The sequence below is a fragment of the Undibacterium sp. Rencai35W genome, assembly GCF_049340185.1.
GTDB lineage: Bacteria > Pseudomonadota > Gammaproteobacteria > Burkholderiales > Burkholderiaceae_D > Undibacterium.
On the sequence record NZ_JBMPPC010000004.1, the window covers coordinates 58,810 to 74,736 of the forward strand.

At 48.7% G+C, this 15,927-nt stretch carries 10 protein-coding genes and 1 pseudogene; 3 read left to right on the plus strand and 8 right to left on the minus strand.

The window, feature by feature from the left end; genetic code table 11:
* Positions 1 to 63 precede the first annotated feature (63 nt).
* From ACO0K3_RS09920 to ACO0K3_RS09930, 3 genes are all read right to left on the minus strand, one after another.
* Positions 64 to 1,920, minus strand: a complete 1,857-nt coding sequence (locus ACO0K3_RS09920) for a glycoside hydrolase family 28 protein (protein ID WP_422984149.1) — start codon at positions 1,918 to 1,920, stop codon at positions 64 to 66.
* Positions 1,921 to 2,082: 162 nt separating this feature from the next.
* Positions 2,083 to 4,776, minus strand: coding sequence for a TonB-dependent receptor plug domain-containing protein (locus tag ACO0K3_RS09925; protein WP_422984151.1), 2,694 nt, complete (start codon positions 4,774 to 4,776; stop codon positions 2,083 to 2,085).
* Positions 4,777 to 5,008: 232 nt separating this feature from the next.
* Positions 5,009 to 5,710 (minus strand): FadR/GntR family transcriptional regulator, encoded by a 702-nt coding sequence (locus ACO0K3_RS09930; protein ID WP_422984153.1) that lies wholly within the window; start codon positions 5,708 to 5,710, stop codon positions 5,009 to 5,011.
* Positions 5,711 to 6,067: 357 nt separating this feature from the next.
* Here ACO0K3_RS09930 and garD point away from each other — a divergent pair, with 357 nt between their 5' ends.
* Positions 6,068 to 7,621, plus strand: coding sequence for a galactarate dehydratase (garD, locus tag ACO0K3_RS09935; RefSeq protein ID WP_422984155.1), 1,554 nt, complete (start codon positions 6,068 to 6,070; stop codon positions 7,619 to 7,621).
* An 86-nt stretch (positions 7,622 to 7,707) separates the two neighbouring features.
* On the plus strand, positions 7,708 to 8,529 hold the full coding sequence (locus tag ACO0K3_RS09940) for an NAD-dependent epimerase/dehydratase family protein (RefSeq protein ID WP_422984157.1): 822 nt from the start codon (positions 7,708 to 7,710) through the stop codon (positions 8,527 to 8,529).
* 52 nt (positions 8,530 to 8,581) lie between these two features.
* Here the strand turns inward: ACO0K3_RS09940 and ACO0K3_RS09945 are convergent, their stop codons facing one another.
* From ACO0K3_RS09945 to ACO0K3_RS09960, 4 genes are all read right to left on the minus strand, one after another.
* Positions 8,582 to 9,478, minus strand: a complete 897-nt coding sequence (locus ACO0K3_RS09945) for an aldo/keto reductase (RefSeq protein ID WP_422984159.1) — start codon at positions 9,476 to 9,478, stop codon at positions 8,582 to 8,584.
* Between the two features lie 62 nt (positions 9,479 to 9,540).
* Positions 9,541 to 10,923: an NAD-dependent succinate-semialdehyde dehydrogenase gene (locus ACO0K3_RS09950; protein ID WP_422984161.1), complete on the minus strand. Its 1,383-nt coding sequence runs from the start codon at positions 10,921 to 10,923 to the stop codon at positions 9,541 to 9,543.
* A gap of 70 nt (positions 10,924 to 10,993) precedes the next feature.
* Complete coding sequence (locus tag ACO0K3_RS09955) at positions 10,994 to 11,290, minus strand: hypothetical protein (RefSeq protein ID WP_422984163.1); 297 nt, start codon at positions 11,288 to 11,290, stop codon at positions 10,994 to 10,996.
* A 91-nt stretch (positions 11,291 to 11,381) separates the two neighbouring features.
* Positions 11,382 to 11,831, minus strand: a complete 450-nt coding sequence (locus tag ACO0K3_RS09960; protein WP_422984165.1) for a response regulator — start codon at positions 11,829 to 11,831, stop codon at positions 11,382 to 11,384.
* Between the two features lie 281 nt (positions 11,832 to 12,112).
* Between ACO0K3_RS09960 and ACO0K3_RS09965 the strand changes: the two are divergent.
* Positions 12,113 to 14,644, plus strand: a pseudogene (locus ACO0K3_RS09965) (cation-translocating P-type ATPase).
* A gap of 58 nt (positions 14,645 to 14,702) precedes the next feature.
* On the opposite strand, the gene ACO0K3_RS09970 reads toward ACO0K3_RS09965, so the two are convergent.
* Positions 14,703 to 15,737: a MerR family transcriptional regulator gene (locus ACO0K3_RS09970; RefSeq protein WP_422984167.1), complete on the minus strand. Its 1,035-nt coding sequence runs from the start codon at positions 15,735 to 15,737 to the stop codon at positions 14,703 to 14,705.
* Positions 15,738 to 15,927: the final 190 nt, after the last annotated feature.

The following is a 15,927-nucleotide window of genomic DNA, read 5'->3' on the forward strand; positions in this document are numbered from 1 at the left end:
TCGATGATCGTCAAGTAGATAGCGGGATTCTTGAACGGACTGTCAAGAATCCCGTCACCACATTTAGACGGACAGTGTTTTATTGAGAACGGTATTGCCGATCTTGACGTTTTTCAGGGTTAAACCCTTGACGTTATAGAGATAATACGGATTAGCCGCATTCACGGGATTGCCTAAATCACAGTCACTGATCGTGACATTGGTCACCGGCAGAATCGCCGGCGCTGGCTGGGATTTTCCGTTGTAATCCGAGCTGACCGGACCAAGAATTACAATCGCCTGATAGCAGGAAAATTGCCCATCCTTTGTCTCCACATTAGCGACCTTCACATTAGAAATATGAATATCCGACACCACAGGTGGACGCGTTCTGACGTTATCATTATTCGGATCGTAGCCGCAATCAATCGTGATAACGCCACCTGCTGAGGTAGCAACCGATTTATTCGGAATCAGGGAGCCTGGCAAAGTCGAATAAAAAGCAGGTGTCGTCCGTATGCCGTTAGGAATCGTCACATTACGGATATGCAAGTTGCGCAAGAAACCGCCGCGGCTCATATTCGACTTGAGACGAATAGCGATATTCAGCGGATCTGTCTTCCAGTGACTATTCTCAAACACGAGATTCTGTGCAAAGACGTTTTGAATACCGCCGGACATGATACTGCCGAAGGTCATTGCCCCATGACCGCTATGCATTTTGCACTCTTGAATAACGATATTTTGCGAAGGACCAAATTGGATGTCCGGTCCTTTTCCAGAATCGACAGCGATACAATCGTCACCCGTGTTAAACGTGCAGCCGTTTATCAGTACATGATCGCAAGATTCAGGATCGAAGCCATCGCTGTTCGGCCCCATACTATTTGCATAGATATGATCGACGCGCATGTTCTTGCAATTAACAGGATTGTGCTGCCAGAACGGCGTATTCGTTGTCTGATAACCTTGAAACAAGACATTGGTGCAGCTAATAAATTGCACCATATGCGGACGTAAATAATGCCCATGACCAAAGACGCGTTTTTCTACCGGCACACGCGCTTCTGCCAGGGCGCGCAAATACGCCGAATCACGTCGCCACCGATCGCCTTCACCTTGTATCATGGCCATTTCTTCGGCACTGAGTTGGGGTGCAATAGCAGCTAGCGAAGTCGGGTTATTTGGATTCACTGACTCTTCAGTCCGGCCCTTGAGATGCGGAATATACTGCGCACCGTCACCCGCGGCGATATCACCGGAACTGCTCGGTTTTTGCCGACCTTTCCAGGACCACCAGCACTCTTGCTGCTCATTCCAGTCGACTCCGGCCTGACCATCTAAAATACTGGTCCAGTCCTCACCGGTTAAGGCAATATTGTTCTGGCCGTGGGCATATACCAGTGATGAAAAATTCAGGCAGTCATTGCCTTCCCAGCGGGTGATCGATAACTTCCCGTTCGTGCCACAATCAAAATTGCCATATTTCGCGTAATCATCGGGATTATTACTAAAGTAAATATGGGCACCCGCTTGTAAATGCACATGAACGTTTGAACGCAATACGATAGGCCCGGCACAATACCAGTCACCTTTCGGAATCACGACCCGACCACCGCCTGCCTGATGGCAAGCGGTAATCGCTGCCGTGATTGCAGGGTAGCAATCGTGCGCACCGGATACCGGCGTCTGCATCGCGGCTTTTTCAACGAACGAAACCCAAGCCTTGATCGCTATTGTTTTACACGGCTGTGCATCAAAGCGGGTGATCACAAAATCTTCATTACGAAATTTTAAGGGCTTACTCACCCGATCAATAATGGCTTGCGCCTGCTTCCATGGATCTTGTTTTGCCGCTGCCGCCATCACACTGAGCGGTGCACTGCTTGCCAGGGCCAGGCTGGTAGCTGACATGGTTTGTAAAAAACTTCTACGCTTCATACTCAATTTCATACCTGGTTTCATACTCGGCACACTTTTCGTTTGATCGTTCTGCGTTGTGACGCCATGCCCCCGAACCGGAATTCGAGGGGGAGGCTCTTGCTGCTCATCATACAAACCTCAGACATTGCCCGGACATCATTGACATATCCGGGTAATGGATCAGAAGTTGTAAGTCATACGAGCATTGAAAGCACGGCCAATCGGACTGGCGGCACTGCTCAGATAGCCATATGTATAAGCACTATGGTTTGTCAGAGGTGGTTTGACGTTCAGCAAATTCGTGATCCCTGCTGCTAGTGTCATATTTTTAAAACCACGATAAGTGCCTGTCAGGTTCCAGACAGAATACGGCTCGATATCACGGAAATATTGTGCCGCAACCAGATTCTGATCGTGATAACCCGTGTTGTAGTTCTCGGTCAATTGAGCAGTCCAGTCGCCTTTGCTCCAGCGCATTGCCAGCGTGTGTTTCCAGCGGAATGTCAGGATAGGGAAACTGCTGGTTGTGCCGTTACTCGCGACACCGAAACGACCGATGTTGGACACATAGGCACTGTCTTTTTCAAGCTGATTATCAAACTGTGTCAGGTAAGTACCGTCGAGTTTGAAATTGAAATCACCGTAAGCGGTTTTAGGAATGCTATACGCGAGGCCGACGTCGATACCGCTGGCTTTTTGTCCACCCAGATTCATCGTGATGTTCTTGATGTAATTCAGTGAACCATCTGCATTGCGGACAAACAGATCTGCGTATTTAGTTGGATTCAGAAAGTACACTTGCTCAGGTAAATTCGCCAGCATGTCTTTCATTTCAATATGCCAGTAATCAAATGAGGCTGTGAAATTTTTCATTGGCTCAACCACGAGACCTAAAGTGGCACCGCGTGAAGTCTCCGGTACCAGATCAGGATTGCTACCGGTCTGGCGTGGCAAGGCGACATTACAGACCGCCGATGCAACCAGACCCGGTAAGGCTTTACCTGTACCCGCAACGCCTGGCGTGCCACCTGGACATTGCACAGGATCATCCCATTTTGATGCGGTCGTCGTATTTGCACCGGCGACACGATAGCCATACCGGTCAAACAAAGTCGGTGCGCGGAAACCCGTATTGGCGGAGCCACGGAACATCAGTGTTTTGCTTGGTTCGTAGCGGAAACTGGCTTTAGGATTGATGGTATTGCCAAAATCACTGAAATGATCGTCACGCACCGCCACGTTAAAACTCAATTGTTTGCTGACCGGGATTTCCATTTCCGCATAAAGCGCAGCGACATTACGCGCCCCCTGACCATGTGACGGGCCGGATGCGGCATAGGTTACTACTGAGGTAATGTCAGTTTTTGTATCTTCGGTTGTATCACGATGCAGATCACCACCAACCGCCAAAGTCAGAGGACCACCCGCCAATTGTGTGAGCTCCTTGGTCACCGTCAGATCAAGGCCGGTGTAGGTACTGATTGAATGCCTGTTGAGGGCACCATCAACCGAGATGCTGTTCAGATAAGCAAGGCCTGTAGCGTCCTGTAAACCAAAAGGATTCAAGCTGCCATTCGCGATACCTTTTAACAATCCTGGACCGTTCACATAGCCGGATTCATAGTAATTGTCGCGTTGACTATGGCCGTACACAAAACCCGCTTTGTACTCCCATCCGGCGAAATTACCTTCGTCGCTAACGCCAACGCGCTGATTGACCTGAATATCTCTGGTAGTCGCTTCACCGAGATCAGCCACGCTCCAGGTGACAGTCAAAGGCTCACCTTTCAGGCCGGCGACTGCCGGTACACCGCCGCTACCGCCCGGATACCACTTGCTGGTAGATGGCAGTAATGCGCTGACGCCGTTTGCCGCGAGACTGGTTGTCGGATTTTTAGTACCGAGAATGAATTCCTGACCGCGTGAATAATCGATGCTGATCGTGTGATCTTCACTGAGTTTTTTTGTACCTCTTGCGTAGAACGTCACCTGTTCATTACCATACAAAGCGGTACCGTACTGATTCGCGTTAATTACGCAAGTGTTCTTCGCTCCCTGTATTGAGTAGGGGGCTACGCAGCCGGATGTGTAGTAAGGATTTGCTGCATTCTTATTAGTTGCCGTAGTGAAGTTCGCCGGATACGCATAACCGCCGCTCGCTAGTGTCGGAGCGCGACCGATACTTGTCAGAATATCGGCATTACTCAGGTCGGTACGATCCGAGGCGAGCAGGCGGCTTCTGCGATGTCCGTCTGCCGTCGCAAAGACATTCCAGCCATCCGTTTGCAAATCACCTGCGCCAACGATAAAACTAAAGCGCTGCTCATCGGCACCGCCAGTTTTTTCAGGCTTCACCATCTGTGCAGAAACAGAAGCCCCTTTGAAAGTTTTCTTTGTGATGAAGTTCACCACGCCACCGATCGCATCGGAACCATAGATCGACGAGGCACCATCACGCAAAATTTCGACGCGATCAATCGCACTCATCGGCAATACGTCAAGATTCGCGTAGCCGTCAGCAATCGCCTCGTTTGCCAGGCGGCGGCCATTCAGTAATACCAGAGTACGATTGACGCCCAGGCCGCGCAGATTGATATTGGTACCGGAGCCGGCATTCGACGGTGCGAGTGAGCTCGACTCAGGCAAGGCCATCATCAGATCTGCAAGCGTCGTCATACCACGCTTGTCAATTTCGTCGGAATTGATCATTGTCACTGGCAAAGAAGCTTCACTGGCGAGCCGCTTGATGGATGAGCCTGTGACTTCAACACGTTGTACTTCCTGTGCCTGCACCTGGCTGGCCAGCGTCAGGACAGCCAACGTGACTGCCGACAAGGTAAAAGCTGGCCTTTGCCGGTTGTTAGATTGTTTCATTTTGTCTCCTTCTAATTTTCTTCGTGAAGTTCTTATGTCCAGTTAGCACTGGATCACTAGTCGGAGCACCTCGCGTACTCTGTGCCACTGCAACGAGGACGAGAGCAAGGTCTCATCGAGGTCGCAGCCGGTCAAAATAGAAAATTCCTACACGGGAAATCTGTCGCAAATTATCTGGTTTTGCTTTGACTGGCTTCCCGCTTTACTGCCTGTATTCTTTATATATGCTTGCTTATCCTCTTGAAAAAGTTCGCGTCACTCTTTCTAGATGGGCTCGCATCGCACGTCTGGCTTCTGCCGGATCATGTGCGGCGATTGCCTCCAGAATATTCCGGTGATCGGTCAGTGTTTGCTGACGTAACTCCTCAGTTTGAAAATGTTCTTTCAACTTATGCCAGAGACGACCACGCTGATCCCACAGATATTCAATGGTGCCAACTAATGCGCTGTTACCCGTTGCTCTGGCGATTGATAAATGGAAATTACGATCCGCCTGTTCGTTGCTCGAATAATTGGCGTGATTTTTTTCCATTTCCAGCACCGCTTTTAAAATCGCATCGATCGCTGAATCCGTCGCAACTCTGGCGGCAATCGCAGCAACTTCAGATTCGATCAGGCGACGGGCTGATAACACCTCAAACGGACCAGGCCCTACTTCCGGCAGGTCTGCAGGCACATCAGGTTTTTCACTGACATACACACCAGAACCGCCACGTACTTCAATCACTCCGCCCAACTCCAGCGCAATCAAGGCTTCCCGCAACGACGCACGGCTGACACTGAGCTTGGCCGCCAGATCCCTCTCAGATGGCAGGCGCTCACCGGGTCCTATCTGTTCATCTGCAATCAAACCCTGAATCCGGTCGGCGACAACGCGATACAAACGCGGCTCATGCACACCGGCTTCACCAGGGAGACTATTTTTTTTCAACATGATTCCAACTTTTAAAAAGTAAAAGAATGCATCCGGTCAGGCCATTCTAATTTGGTCAGACCAAATTTGCAATGTGGACTAGCCAGATATTTTTTTTGGTGGCATACTCGCCACAACATTTAAAATAAATCGCGCAGATTATTGCATCGTTTCTTAAGAAAAACGTCTATTGCGCTGAGTTATTTTCTGGTTTTCATAGGAAGAATGAACAAGGCACGCGAATTTGTTGTAATTAGTCCCAGATGAAACAAAATGACAGAAAAATTTATCTGGTATGACCAATTTACTGCAATGACATCGGGTGGTTTAAAAAATTCTTGTAAATCAGGAAATAATTATGACCCTGGGAATCCGAAAATGACGAACGCCAACAGAAAAAACCCTCTGTACATCCAGATGCATGGCAATGACAACGTTGCGATTGTGGCCAACGATGGAGGACTTCCCGCTGGCACCATTTTCCCTTGTGGTTTGGCACTCATAGAAAATGTCCCTCAGGGTCACAAGCTGGCCTTAGTCGATATTGATGCCGGGACGGCGATCATTCGCTATAACGTCACCATTGGTTACGCAGTCAGGCTGATTAAACAGGGTTGCTGGATCGAAGAATCCCTGGTGCAGCTGCCCCCGGCAAGAGGCTTAGAGGATTTACCTATCGCCACACGCAAAGCCCCTGCCTCAGATCCATTAGAAGGTTACAGTTTTCAGGGTTATCGTAATGCCGATGGCTCAGTCGGCACGCGAAATATTCTGGCGATTACGACCACCGTTCAATGTGTGGCGGGCGTCGTCGAACATGCCGTCAAGCGCATCAAAGCAGAGTTGCTGCCCCATTATCCGCATGTCGATGATGTCATCGGTCTGGAGCATACTTATGGCTGCGGCGTCGCGATTGATGCACCAAACGCGATGATTCCTATCCGCACGGTGCGCAATATCAGTCTGAATCCGAATTTTGGCGGGCAGGCCATGGTGGTGAGTCTGGGATGTGAAAAACTTCAGCCCACCCGCCTGTTCCCGAAGGGGTCGATCCCCATACAGAATGGCGGCGATCCTGTCGTGGTTTGCTTGCAGGATCAGGAGTATATCGGTTTTGAATCGATGATCAACTCGATCATGTCAACAGCAGAAAAACAACTGACCGAGCTGAATAAGCGCAGGCGCGAAACTTGTCCGGCCTCAGATCTGGTGGTAGGCGTACAGTGCGGTGGCAGCGATGCTTTTTCTGGCGTGACTGCCAACCCGGCAGTAGGCTTCGCTACCGACCTGCTGATACGGGCTGGCGCCTCCGTAATGTTCTCGGAAGTAACCGAAGTGCGCGACGGCATTGATCAACTAACCTCGCGAGCGGAAAATCCTGAAGTCGCCGCGGCGATGATCCGGGAAATGCAGTGGTATGACGATTATCTGAAGCGCGGCGGCGTCGATCGTAGCGCCAACACGACTCCCGGCAATAAAAAAGGCGGTCTGTCGAATATCGTAGAAAAAGCCATGGGATCGATTGTCAAATCCGGAAGCAGCACGATATCCGGCGTGCTTTCGCCAGGAGACAAACTCACGCAAAAGGGACTGATTTATGCAGCGACACCTGCCAGCGATTTTATCTGCGGTACGCTGCAACTAGCTGCGGGAATGAATCTCCATGTATTCACTACCGGTCGCGGTACGCCCTACGGCCTTGCTGCCGTGCCGGTAATAAAAGTCGCTACAAGGAATGAATTAGCCAGTCGCTGGCACGATCTGATGGATATCAACGCTGGCCGGATCGCTAGCGGTGAAGCCAGTATCGCCGATGTAGGCTGGGAATTATTTCAACTGTTGCTTGATGTCGCCAGCGGTAAAGAAACCTGGGCCGAACACTGGAAGTTGCATAATGCGTTGGTCTTATTCAACCCAGCACCGATCACCTGAATGCATGCGGCATCAGCTCACTCCGCAGCCACAGCTGCTATCTTTATCTACTCTCTTTGACCATGATTGAATCGCACGGGATTTTTATGACTACGCCAAGCTCACCTAAACCTTTTAAACGCATTTTACTGACTGGCGCTGCCGGCGGTCTGGGAAAAATTTTACGCGAACGGGTGAAAGACTGGGCTGATATCGTGCGCCTGAGTGACATCAGTGATCTCGGCACAGCGGCACCTGGCGAAGAAATTGTGCAATGCGACCTGTCGGATAAGGCAGCGGTCATTGCGATGATGGATGGCGTTGACGTGGTCTTGCACTTCGGCGGGATCTCGACGGAATCGAATTTTGAAGCCATCATGCATGCAAATATTCAGGGCACCTACAATATCTATGAAGCTGTGCATAAGGCGAATGTGAAGCGTGTGATTTTTGCGAGCTCCAACCACACCGTCGGCTACTATAAAACGACCGATGTCATCGATGCTGATATGCCGCCTCGCCCGGATGGCATGTACGGTATCAGCAAATGTTTTGGCGAATCCTTGTCACGCTATTACTATGACCGCTTCGGGATTGAGACCGTCTGTATTCGCATCGGCTCCTCGTTCCCTGCACCGCAAAACCGCCGGATGATGGTGACCTACTTTAGCTATGACGATCTGGTCGAATTGCTACGCTGTTCAATTTTCACCCCCAAAGTCGGCCATACCATCACATTTGGCGTGTCGAATAATCCGGCAAGCTGGTGGGACAACACAAAAGCAGCGCATCTAGGTTTTCAAGCGAAGGACAGTTCACTGGCTTTCGCAGAGAATTTCCCTGACAGCGGCGCCTATCCGGCTGCCGACGATATTACAACGACCTATCAGGGCGGCGCTTTTTTACTGACTGGCCCGCAATATAAATAAGACCGCAACATCTGAATAATCGCTCGTTTCGTTCTGGCGATTATTCAGATATTCAGTGAGGCATCTTATTGCGTTTAAACAGGGCGTTTCCGTCACGATTGAGTGAGTCAAATTCTGCTGTACTCAACACTATGTTTACTGCATCAACATTTTGTTCCAGATGCTTGACTTGAGAAGTCCCGGGAATCGGCAGCATCACCGGACTCCGCTGCAATAGCCAAGCCAGTGCAATCTGGCTGTGGTGGGCATCATGCGACTTTGCAATCTGATCAAGCACAGAGCCATTTTTTGTCAGTTCACCGGCAGCCAGTGGATACCACGGTATAAATCCGATTCTGTGTTGCGTACAGTAGTCCAGCACATCTTCGCTGGTTCTATCGATGAGGTTATATCGATTTTGTACTGTGGCCACTTTAAAATAACGGGATGCTTCCTCGATGTCTTCAATGCCGACCTCGCTAAGTCCCGCATTCGCAATAATGCCGTCAGCAAGTAGCAATTTGATTGCATCAAACTGTTCATCACGAGGTACTTTAGGATCAATGCGATGTAGTTGCCACAGTCCGATTTGCTCTACCCCCAGATGTCGCAAACTTTTCAGAGCTTGTTGTCGCAAATATTCTGGACGACCAAGCATTTCCCATGCGTCGGGACCACTGCGCGTCAAACCCGCTTTCGTCGCCACTAGTAAGTCTTTATAGGGATGCAATGCCTCACGGATCAGTGACTCAGACACATCTGGCCCATAGGAATCGGCAGTATCAATAAAATTTACACCAAGTTCTGGCAAGCGCCGTAATGTCCGCATCACCTCGGCTTTATTCTGTGGCTCACCCCATACGCCTTTACCAGTAATCTGCATCGCCCCATAACCAAGACGGTGTATTGTAAAAGTACCGATGGTGAACGTACCTGATTTTCCTGCATCCGGTTTCGTTGTACTTGTCATAGTTAACCTTTAGTGTGCTTTAGTTCACATTCATGTCGCATAAAGTATGTCAATCATCTGATTTATGCTGGCGCATCAAGCGTCTGGACACGTATCAGTTTTTTATTCACAAACTCCTGAATACCTAGACTCGATAACTCTCTGCCGTAACCAGAATTTTTTACCCCGCCAAATGGCAGATCCGGACTTGTCCAAGTCGGGTGATTAATAAATACCATTCCCGTATCGATGCTACTTGCGATCCGCTTTGCCCGTTCGATATCTTGAGTAAATACAGACCCACCCAAACCAAATTCAGAGTCGTTCGCTAAAGCAATCGCCTCATCCTCATCTTTCACACGGAAGAACATCGCGACAGGGCCAAAGAACTCTTCATTGTAAGCAGGATTGCCCGGTGCAATATTTGTCAAAATCGTGGGCTCCATAAAAAACCCCGGTCGATCAATCCGTTTCCCGCCCATGACTAAGGTCGCCCCCGCAGTAACTGCGCGTTCTACTTGCTCAAGGAGTTTAAGAAGTGCGGATTCTGTAGACAAGGGACCTAAAGTTGTAGCGCTTTCCATAGGGTCGCCGGGAACCAATGCGCTTAATGCCTGTTGAAAGCGCGCTATGAATGCGTCAGCAACCGGCTCAACAAGAATAAACCGCTTTGCAGCGACACAACATTGCCCGGTATTGTTCATCTTTGCCCATATCGCCCAATACACGGCGCGATCCAGATCCGCGTCTTCGAGTACGATGAATGCGTCGCTGCCACCTAATTCCATCGTTGATTTTTTCAGGTTCTTCCCGGCACGTTCTGCGACGGACCTACCGGCCTCAACGCTACCCGTCAGAGCAACACCCTTAATACGCCGGTCATCAATCACCCGATTGACCTGATCGTATGAAATAAAGAGGTTTGTATACAGTCCCTCCGGCGCGCCGGCATCGAGCCATAACTGCTCAAATGCCTGCGCACACTGAGGTACGCATGCCGCATGCTTCACCATCACGACATTACCTGCCATCAGGTTAGGGGCCGCAAAGCGCGCCAACTGGTAATAAGGAAAATTCCATGGCTGCACACCAAATAAAATACCAAGGGGACTATTCTCTACAAAGGCAGATCCTGAACTAGGCGTCAGTATTTGTGGGGCTAGAAATTCAGCAGCATTCTCCGCGTAGTACTCAATAATATCGGCACTAACAAGAACCTCTCCTCTGGCTTGCTCTAATAATTTACCCATTTCCATGGTGACGGGCTTCGCAAAATCGTCGATGCGCTCGCGCATTAAGCCAGCCGCTTTGATTAAAATTGCAGATCGTTCTGAGTAACTTGTTTTGCGCCAAGTAGTAAAACAGTCGCTCGCTGTTTCAATATGCTTCTCCAACTCAATATCGTTTAATTGACTAAAAATATTGGTGACTTGTCCGGTATTCGGATTGATGCTTTGATAGCTCATAATGGTCTTTTTTGTTTGAATATACATTGCAATAAATAGAAAAAGATACGATAACTAAGTCAGCAATGATCTAAGTGGATGTATTCTTTTCAGTCGGCAAATGAGAAGGAGTGAGTGTTCGTGCGTGGATACGTGCAGCCTCGTCACTCTGCTGCAAGGCGTCTAAAGCATGTCCATGAGCAATGTGAGCATGAAACGTCGCCGCCTCAAACTGGCCAGATTCATAGTGTTTCGCCGCTTCTAAGTGATAACGTGAAGCATGTTCATGGAAGCGTGCTGCGGCCTGATGATGTTCACTCAATTCAATTAATTTTGGTGCTGGTTTGATGTAATGCGTTGCTTCCGTTTTGATGTGAACCTTGTTCATCTTGATTCCTTTGTAAGGTCGTTCGGAGATCAATGTAGAGTATGGATAAAAGTCTTCTAGTTCGGTTAGCTGTCCAACATAGTATGAAATTTTATAGCTGACCAAATCCGCCAAAAACAATCGGTGCGTCCATTAAATGGTGGGACACCAACAGACCTTCTATTTTCTTTCTGAGGCTATTGGCTTTAAATGGTTTTACCAGATAACTATCAGCGCCTGCATTGACGGCTGAGATGATGTCCTGTGTTTTTGCTTGCGCAGTAACCATAAGAATGGGGATCTGGTTCATCCCGTCTAACTGACGCACTTCCCGTATGAACTCCAGACCGGTCATCATTGGCATCGTGGAGTCAGAAATAATGAAATCAATAGGCGCACCAATCAGAGATGCAGCTCTAATTGAGAGCAATGCTTTCTCACCACTATCCGATAAAGAGATTTTCAGATAACCGAGTTCTTTTAACAGGGCAACGATGATTTTCTGCATGACATCTGAATCATTCACGACAAGAAAATGAATTTTATTCTTTGTCGGAACCATAGAACCTCCTCCCATTTTTTAACAGAACTTGTCAGAACTATGTTTTGATATTTCTGTTAGAGGCGTTAATGCCTCTTCTGTTTGTACTCAGATGCCACTGCCTGATGAGGGTATTGCCCATCGCCTGTTGCACTCATCTTCTTAGAGATTGCTTTAGCTCAAAGCCCATAGTTCAATCAGTTCGTACCATAAGAGATAATAAAAAATGCGTCTGTGCGCTAGCGAGCGGATTCATGATCGGCAGACCGTTATTCTTGGTGTATCCACAATAGTGAGCACTCATGACAGACTTTAATTCACCCTATCAGGGACTCAGTGACGTACAAATTGCCGAACAACGCGACTCAGGGGGCTTTAATGAATTGGTCAGATCCAAACCGGGAACCGTTCTGCATTTAGTCAAAGATATCGTCACTGAGCCCATGTTTCTGTTATTGCTCGCTTGCGGCGGTATTTATATGGCACTCGGCAGTTTAAGTGAAGCGTTGATGCTGCTCGGATTTGTCGTCGTCGTTATGGTAATGACTTTTTTTCAGCAACGGCGTACAGAGAGATCGCTTGACGCACTGCGCGATCTCTCCAGTCCACAAGCGCTGGTCATCCGTAATAAGCAACTTCAAAAAATTGATGGTCGGGAGCTGGTATATGGTGACATCGTCTTACTATCCGAAGGAGATCGTATTCCTGCTGATATTGTGATACTTGATACGACCAATTTGACAGTCGATGAATCGATGCTAACGGGCGAATCTGTTCCGGTAGTTAAGCGAGCGATCGAAACACAATCTGTCCGCCCAAATAAGGAAGAAAATCAAGCAATCAACCTGGTGTACTCAGGCACTTTAGTGACACAGGGAACCGCGACCGGGCGAGTCACTGCAATTGGTCAGTAAAGTGCATTAGGAAAAATTGGGCTATCACTTACTGGTATTACGCAACAAAATACCCCTATCCAGAAAGAAACCGCTCTGGTCGTCAAACGGGTAGCCGTCGTCGGATTATTACTGGCATGCGCATTGGCTTTGGTGTATTGGCTCCAGCTCGGTGACTGGTTACACGGAGTGCTGGCTGGCCTGACCTTGGCGATGGCTGTGTTACCTGAAGAACTTCCTGTTATTTTGACGATATTTTTAGGGCTAGGCGCATGGCGTTTAGCCAAAGAGAATGTATTAGCGCGAAGTATTCCCGCTATTGAGCTATTGGGAGCAACCACTGTATTGTGTGTCGACAAAACAGGAACTCTTACTACCAACCGCATGGTGGTGAGGCGTTTGCAATTGCATGAAGAGATTTATGATAACCATACAAAGCAAACGCAAACACTACAAGAAAATTTGCACGAAACTTTAGAATTCGCGATTCTGGCGAGTCATCGTCGTGCTTTTGATCCAATGGAAACGGCGATTGCCAATGCAGGAAAAATATTGCTGTCAAATACGGAACACCTGCATACAAACTGGACACTCATTGATGACTATCCGCTGTCACATGAGATGCTGGCAATGTCTCGCGTGTGGCAGTCACCCGATCACAGTGCGTATTTGATTGCGGCGAAGGGGGCGCCAGAAGCGATTATTGATTTATGTCATTTACATGAACAAGATCGCACGCGAATTACAGAACAGGTATTACAAATGGCCGCCGATGGCCTGCGTGTGCTCGGCGTAGCTCGCGCAGAATTCCATGCAAAAAAACTACCTGAAATTCAGCATGATTTTGATTTTGAATTTCTGGGTTTAGTCGGTTTAGAAGATCCTGTCAGGGACGATGTTGCTACTGCCATTCACGAATGTCATGAAGCTGGTATTCGGGTTGTTATGATGACTGGTGATCATCCGGCAACAGCACTATCGATTGCCAAACAAGCTGGTTTAGCAACTGGTGGCGACCTAATCACAGGGACCGAACTATCGACGATAAGTGATAAGGATCTTCAGACAAAACTCATGGGGACAGATATTTTTTGCCGGGTTCAGCCAGATCAAAAACTACGTCTCGTCAATGCGTATCGTGCGCATGGCGAAATTGTTGCGATGACTGGTGATGGCGTGAATGACGCTCCGGCATTAAAGGCTGCCAACATTGGTGTGGCGATGGGTGCGCGTGGTACCGACGTCGCCCGTGAGGCGGCCGCATTGGTTTTATTGAATGACGATTTTTCTTCATTAGTGACCGCCGTTAGGTACGGGCGCCGCGTATTCAGTAATTTAAAGAAAGCGATTGTTTTTGTGGTAGCAGTCCATGTTCCGATAGTGGGGTTATCTCTGATACCCGTGCTACTGGGATGGCCAATGTTATTAATGCCCGTACACGTACTGAGCCTGCAATTGATCATTGATCCTGCCTGCTCTGTCATCTTCGAGGCTGAGCCACCAGATACCGACAATATGAAGAATCCACCCCGGTCATCGAGTACTCGCCTATTTGATAAAAGAGTGGTGTATCGCGGATTATGGCAGGGTGCTGGTTTGCTGTTAACTCTGATCGGACTCTTCATCTGGGCTCGTGTATCGGGCAAATCCGATGATAGCGCCAGAGCGCTGACTTTCTTTGTATTGGTATTATCGAATCTCGGTCTGATACTGGTTAACCGCTCTCTGAATCAACCATCATGGACAATATTGATGACCAAGAATCCTTACTTCTGGAAAATTGCGATTGCTACTGTACTTGCGCTGACGCTTATATTGACAGTGCCATTTATCGCGCAACTATTTGCGTTCAGTTCACCAGACACCTACATGTTTTTAGTTGGAATTGGTATTGTGGGCATTAACATACTGTGGTTTGAGACTGTCAAAAAATTTCTTTAACTAGTGAGATGTATTAAGTAGCCTCGGCCAGATATGGCCGGGGCTATGAGAAATAGGGTTACATATTCGTAGCGAGATCTCTGGTCGCCGGCAAAGTCTGTGGAACATGTATTCCCTCGGCAGTAGCGACACGTAGCAAGGCGCCTTCCAACAATGCTCTTGCGTGTCCGGCAGTATGCTGCAAATCCCGATGTAATGCGGCATCGTCGGGACCGCGATTGGCACATTCCGCGCTGTAACGCTCAAAAGCGCTCATGCTTAAGACCAGCTCAACCAAATGGCGCGGACATTCGCAATATACTGTGCTGGAAGAATTTGCCAAGGCAATCAAGCCTTGCTCATCAAATCTAGGGGGCGCCGGTATGCTCGCAATTGCAGGAGGAACCGATGCCGCTATCTTCGACTCAACCGATGGAATACGCAACAAGGCCCGGCATAAGGCTTCGATCTCAATCGAATCCGACGGCGCTCTGGCAACCTCATAGCCCGCCATACGCAAACGACGTATCACTGCGCTCGGAGCAAACCGGTAAAGAACGATCACCTGGGTCGCACCGCAGGCGTTTTTGACGCTAGCGATCGCATCTTGCGATGCCTCATTCAAGATAGGAAATTCAGTCACAAGAATATCGGCGTCAATACGTTGCGGCGGATTGCTGGCATCCGTCAGATTCACATAACGCTCAGCGATGACCAGCGTGCTGTCATGCAAGGTGTTCTCAAACTGACGCGAGGATAACAAGGGACCGACCAGTACGACTCTGGAAACACGTGCCGCAACCTCACTGCTATTACGCGGCGCTTCCAGTGTTTTGGTCGCACTGCGCATTGCGATCAGAGCGTCGGTCGACATTGTGGCGATAGAGCCGATAGGATGTCCCATATCAACCAATTGCTTAATCAATGCCAGACGCCGGATTTCGGCAGACGAATACAAACGTTGTCCGCTGGAACTCATGCTCGGTCCCACGACTTTGTAGCGGCGCTCCCAAACCCGTAAGGTTTCTACCGGCACCCCTGCCAGACGGGCTGCAACGCCACTGCGGTAGGTTGGCGTATGCGGGTCATTTACCGTATTTGTCGTGTTCATCATCGTTCCCCATTCAGTTTAAGCAGTTCAATTCATTCAAAATAAATGCAATTGAACCGCTTTATATCACATTTTTCGATTCATTGACTGGACACAAAAAGTTAATCAGCTTAAATTGATAGTGAAATTCTTAAATAAAGAATTTTCAAAGGACAAAGCAGAGACAAACATGTTTCATCTTCGTCATCAAATT

Coding starts and splice junctions, on each gene's coding strand:
- ACO0K3_RS09920 (WP_422984149.1), bottom strand. CDS start 1,920: ATGAAGCGTAGAAGTTTTTTACAAACCATGTCAGCTACCAGCCTGGCC.
- ACO0K3_RS09925 (WP_422984151.1), bottom strand. CDS start 4,776: ATGAAACAATCTAACAACCGGCAAAGGCCAGCTTTTACCTTGTCGGCA.
- ACO0K3_RS09930 (WP_422984153.1), bottom strand. CDS start 5,710: ATGTTGAAAAAAAATAGTCTCCCTGGTGAAGCCGGTGTGCATGAGCCG.
- garD (WP_422984155.1), top strand. CDS start 6,068: ATGACGAACGCCAACAGAAAAAACCCTCTGTACATCCAGATGCATGGC.
- ACO0K3_RS09940 (WP_422984157.1), top strand. CDS start 7,708: ATGACTACGCCAAGCTCACCTAAACCTTTTAAACGCATTTTACTGACT.
- ACO0K3_RS09945 (WP_422984159.1), bottom strand. CDS start 9,478: ATGACAAGTACAACGAAACCGGATGCAGGAAAATCAGGTACGTTCACC.
- ACO0K3_RS09950 (WP_422984161.1), bottom strand. CDS start 10,923: ATGAGCTATCAAAGCATCAATCCGAATACCGGACAAGTCACCAATATT.
- ACO0K3_RS09955 (WP_422984163.1), bottom strand. CDS start 11,290: ATGAACAAGGTTCACATCAAAACGGAAGCAACGCATTACATCAAACCA.
- ACO0K3_RS09960 (WP_422984165.1), bottom strand. CDS start 11,831: ATGGTTCCGACAAAGAATAAAATTCATTTTCTTGTCGTGAATGATTCA.
- ACO0K3_RS09970 (WP_422984167.1), bottom strand. CDS start 15,737: ATGATGAACACGACAAATACGGTAAATGACCCGCATACGCCAACCTAC.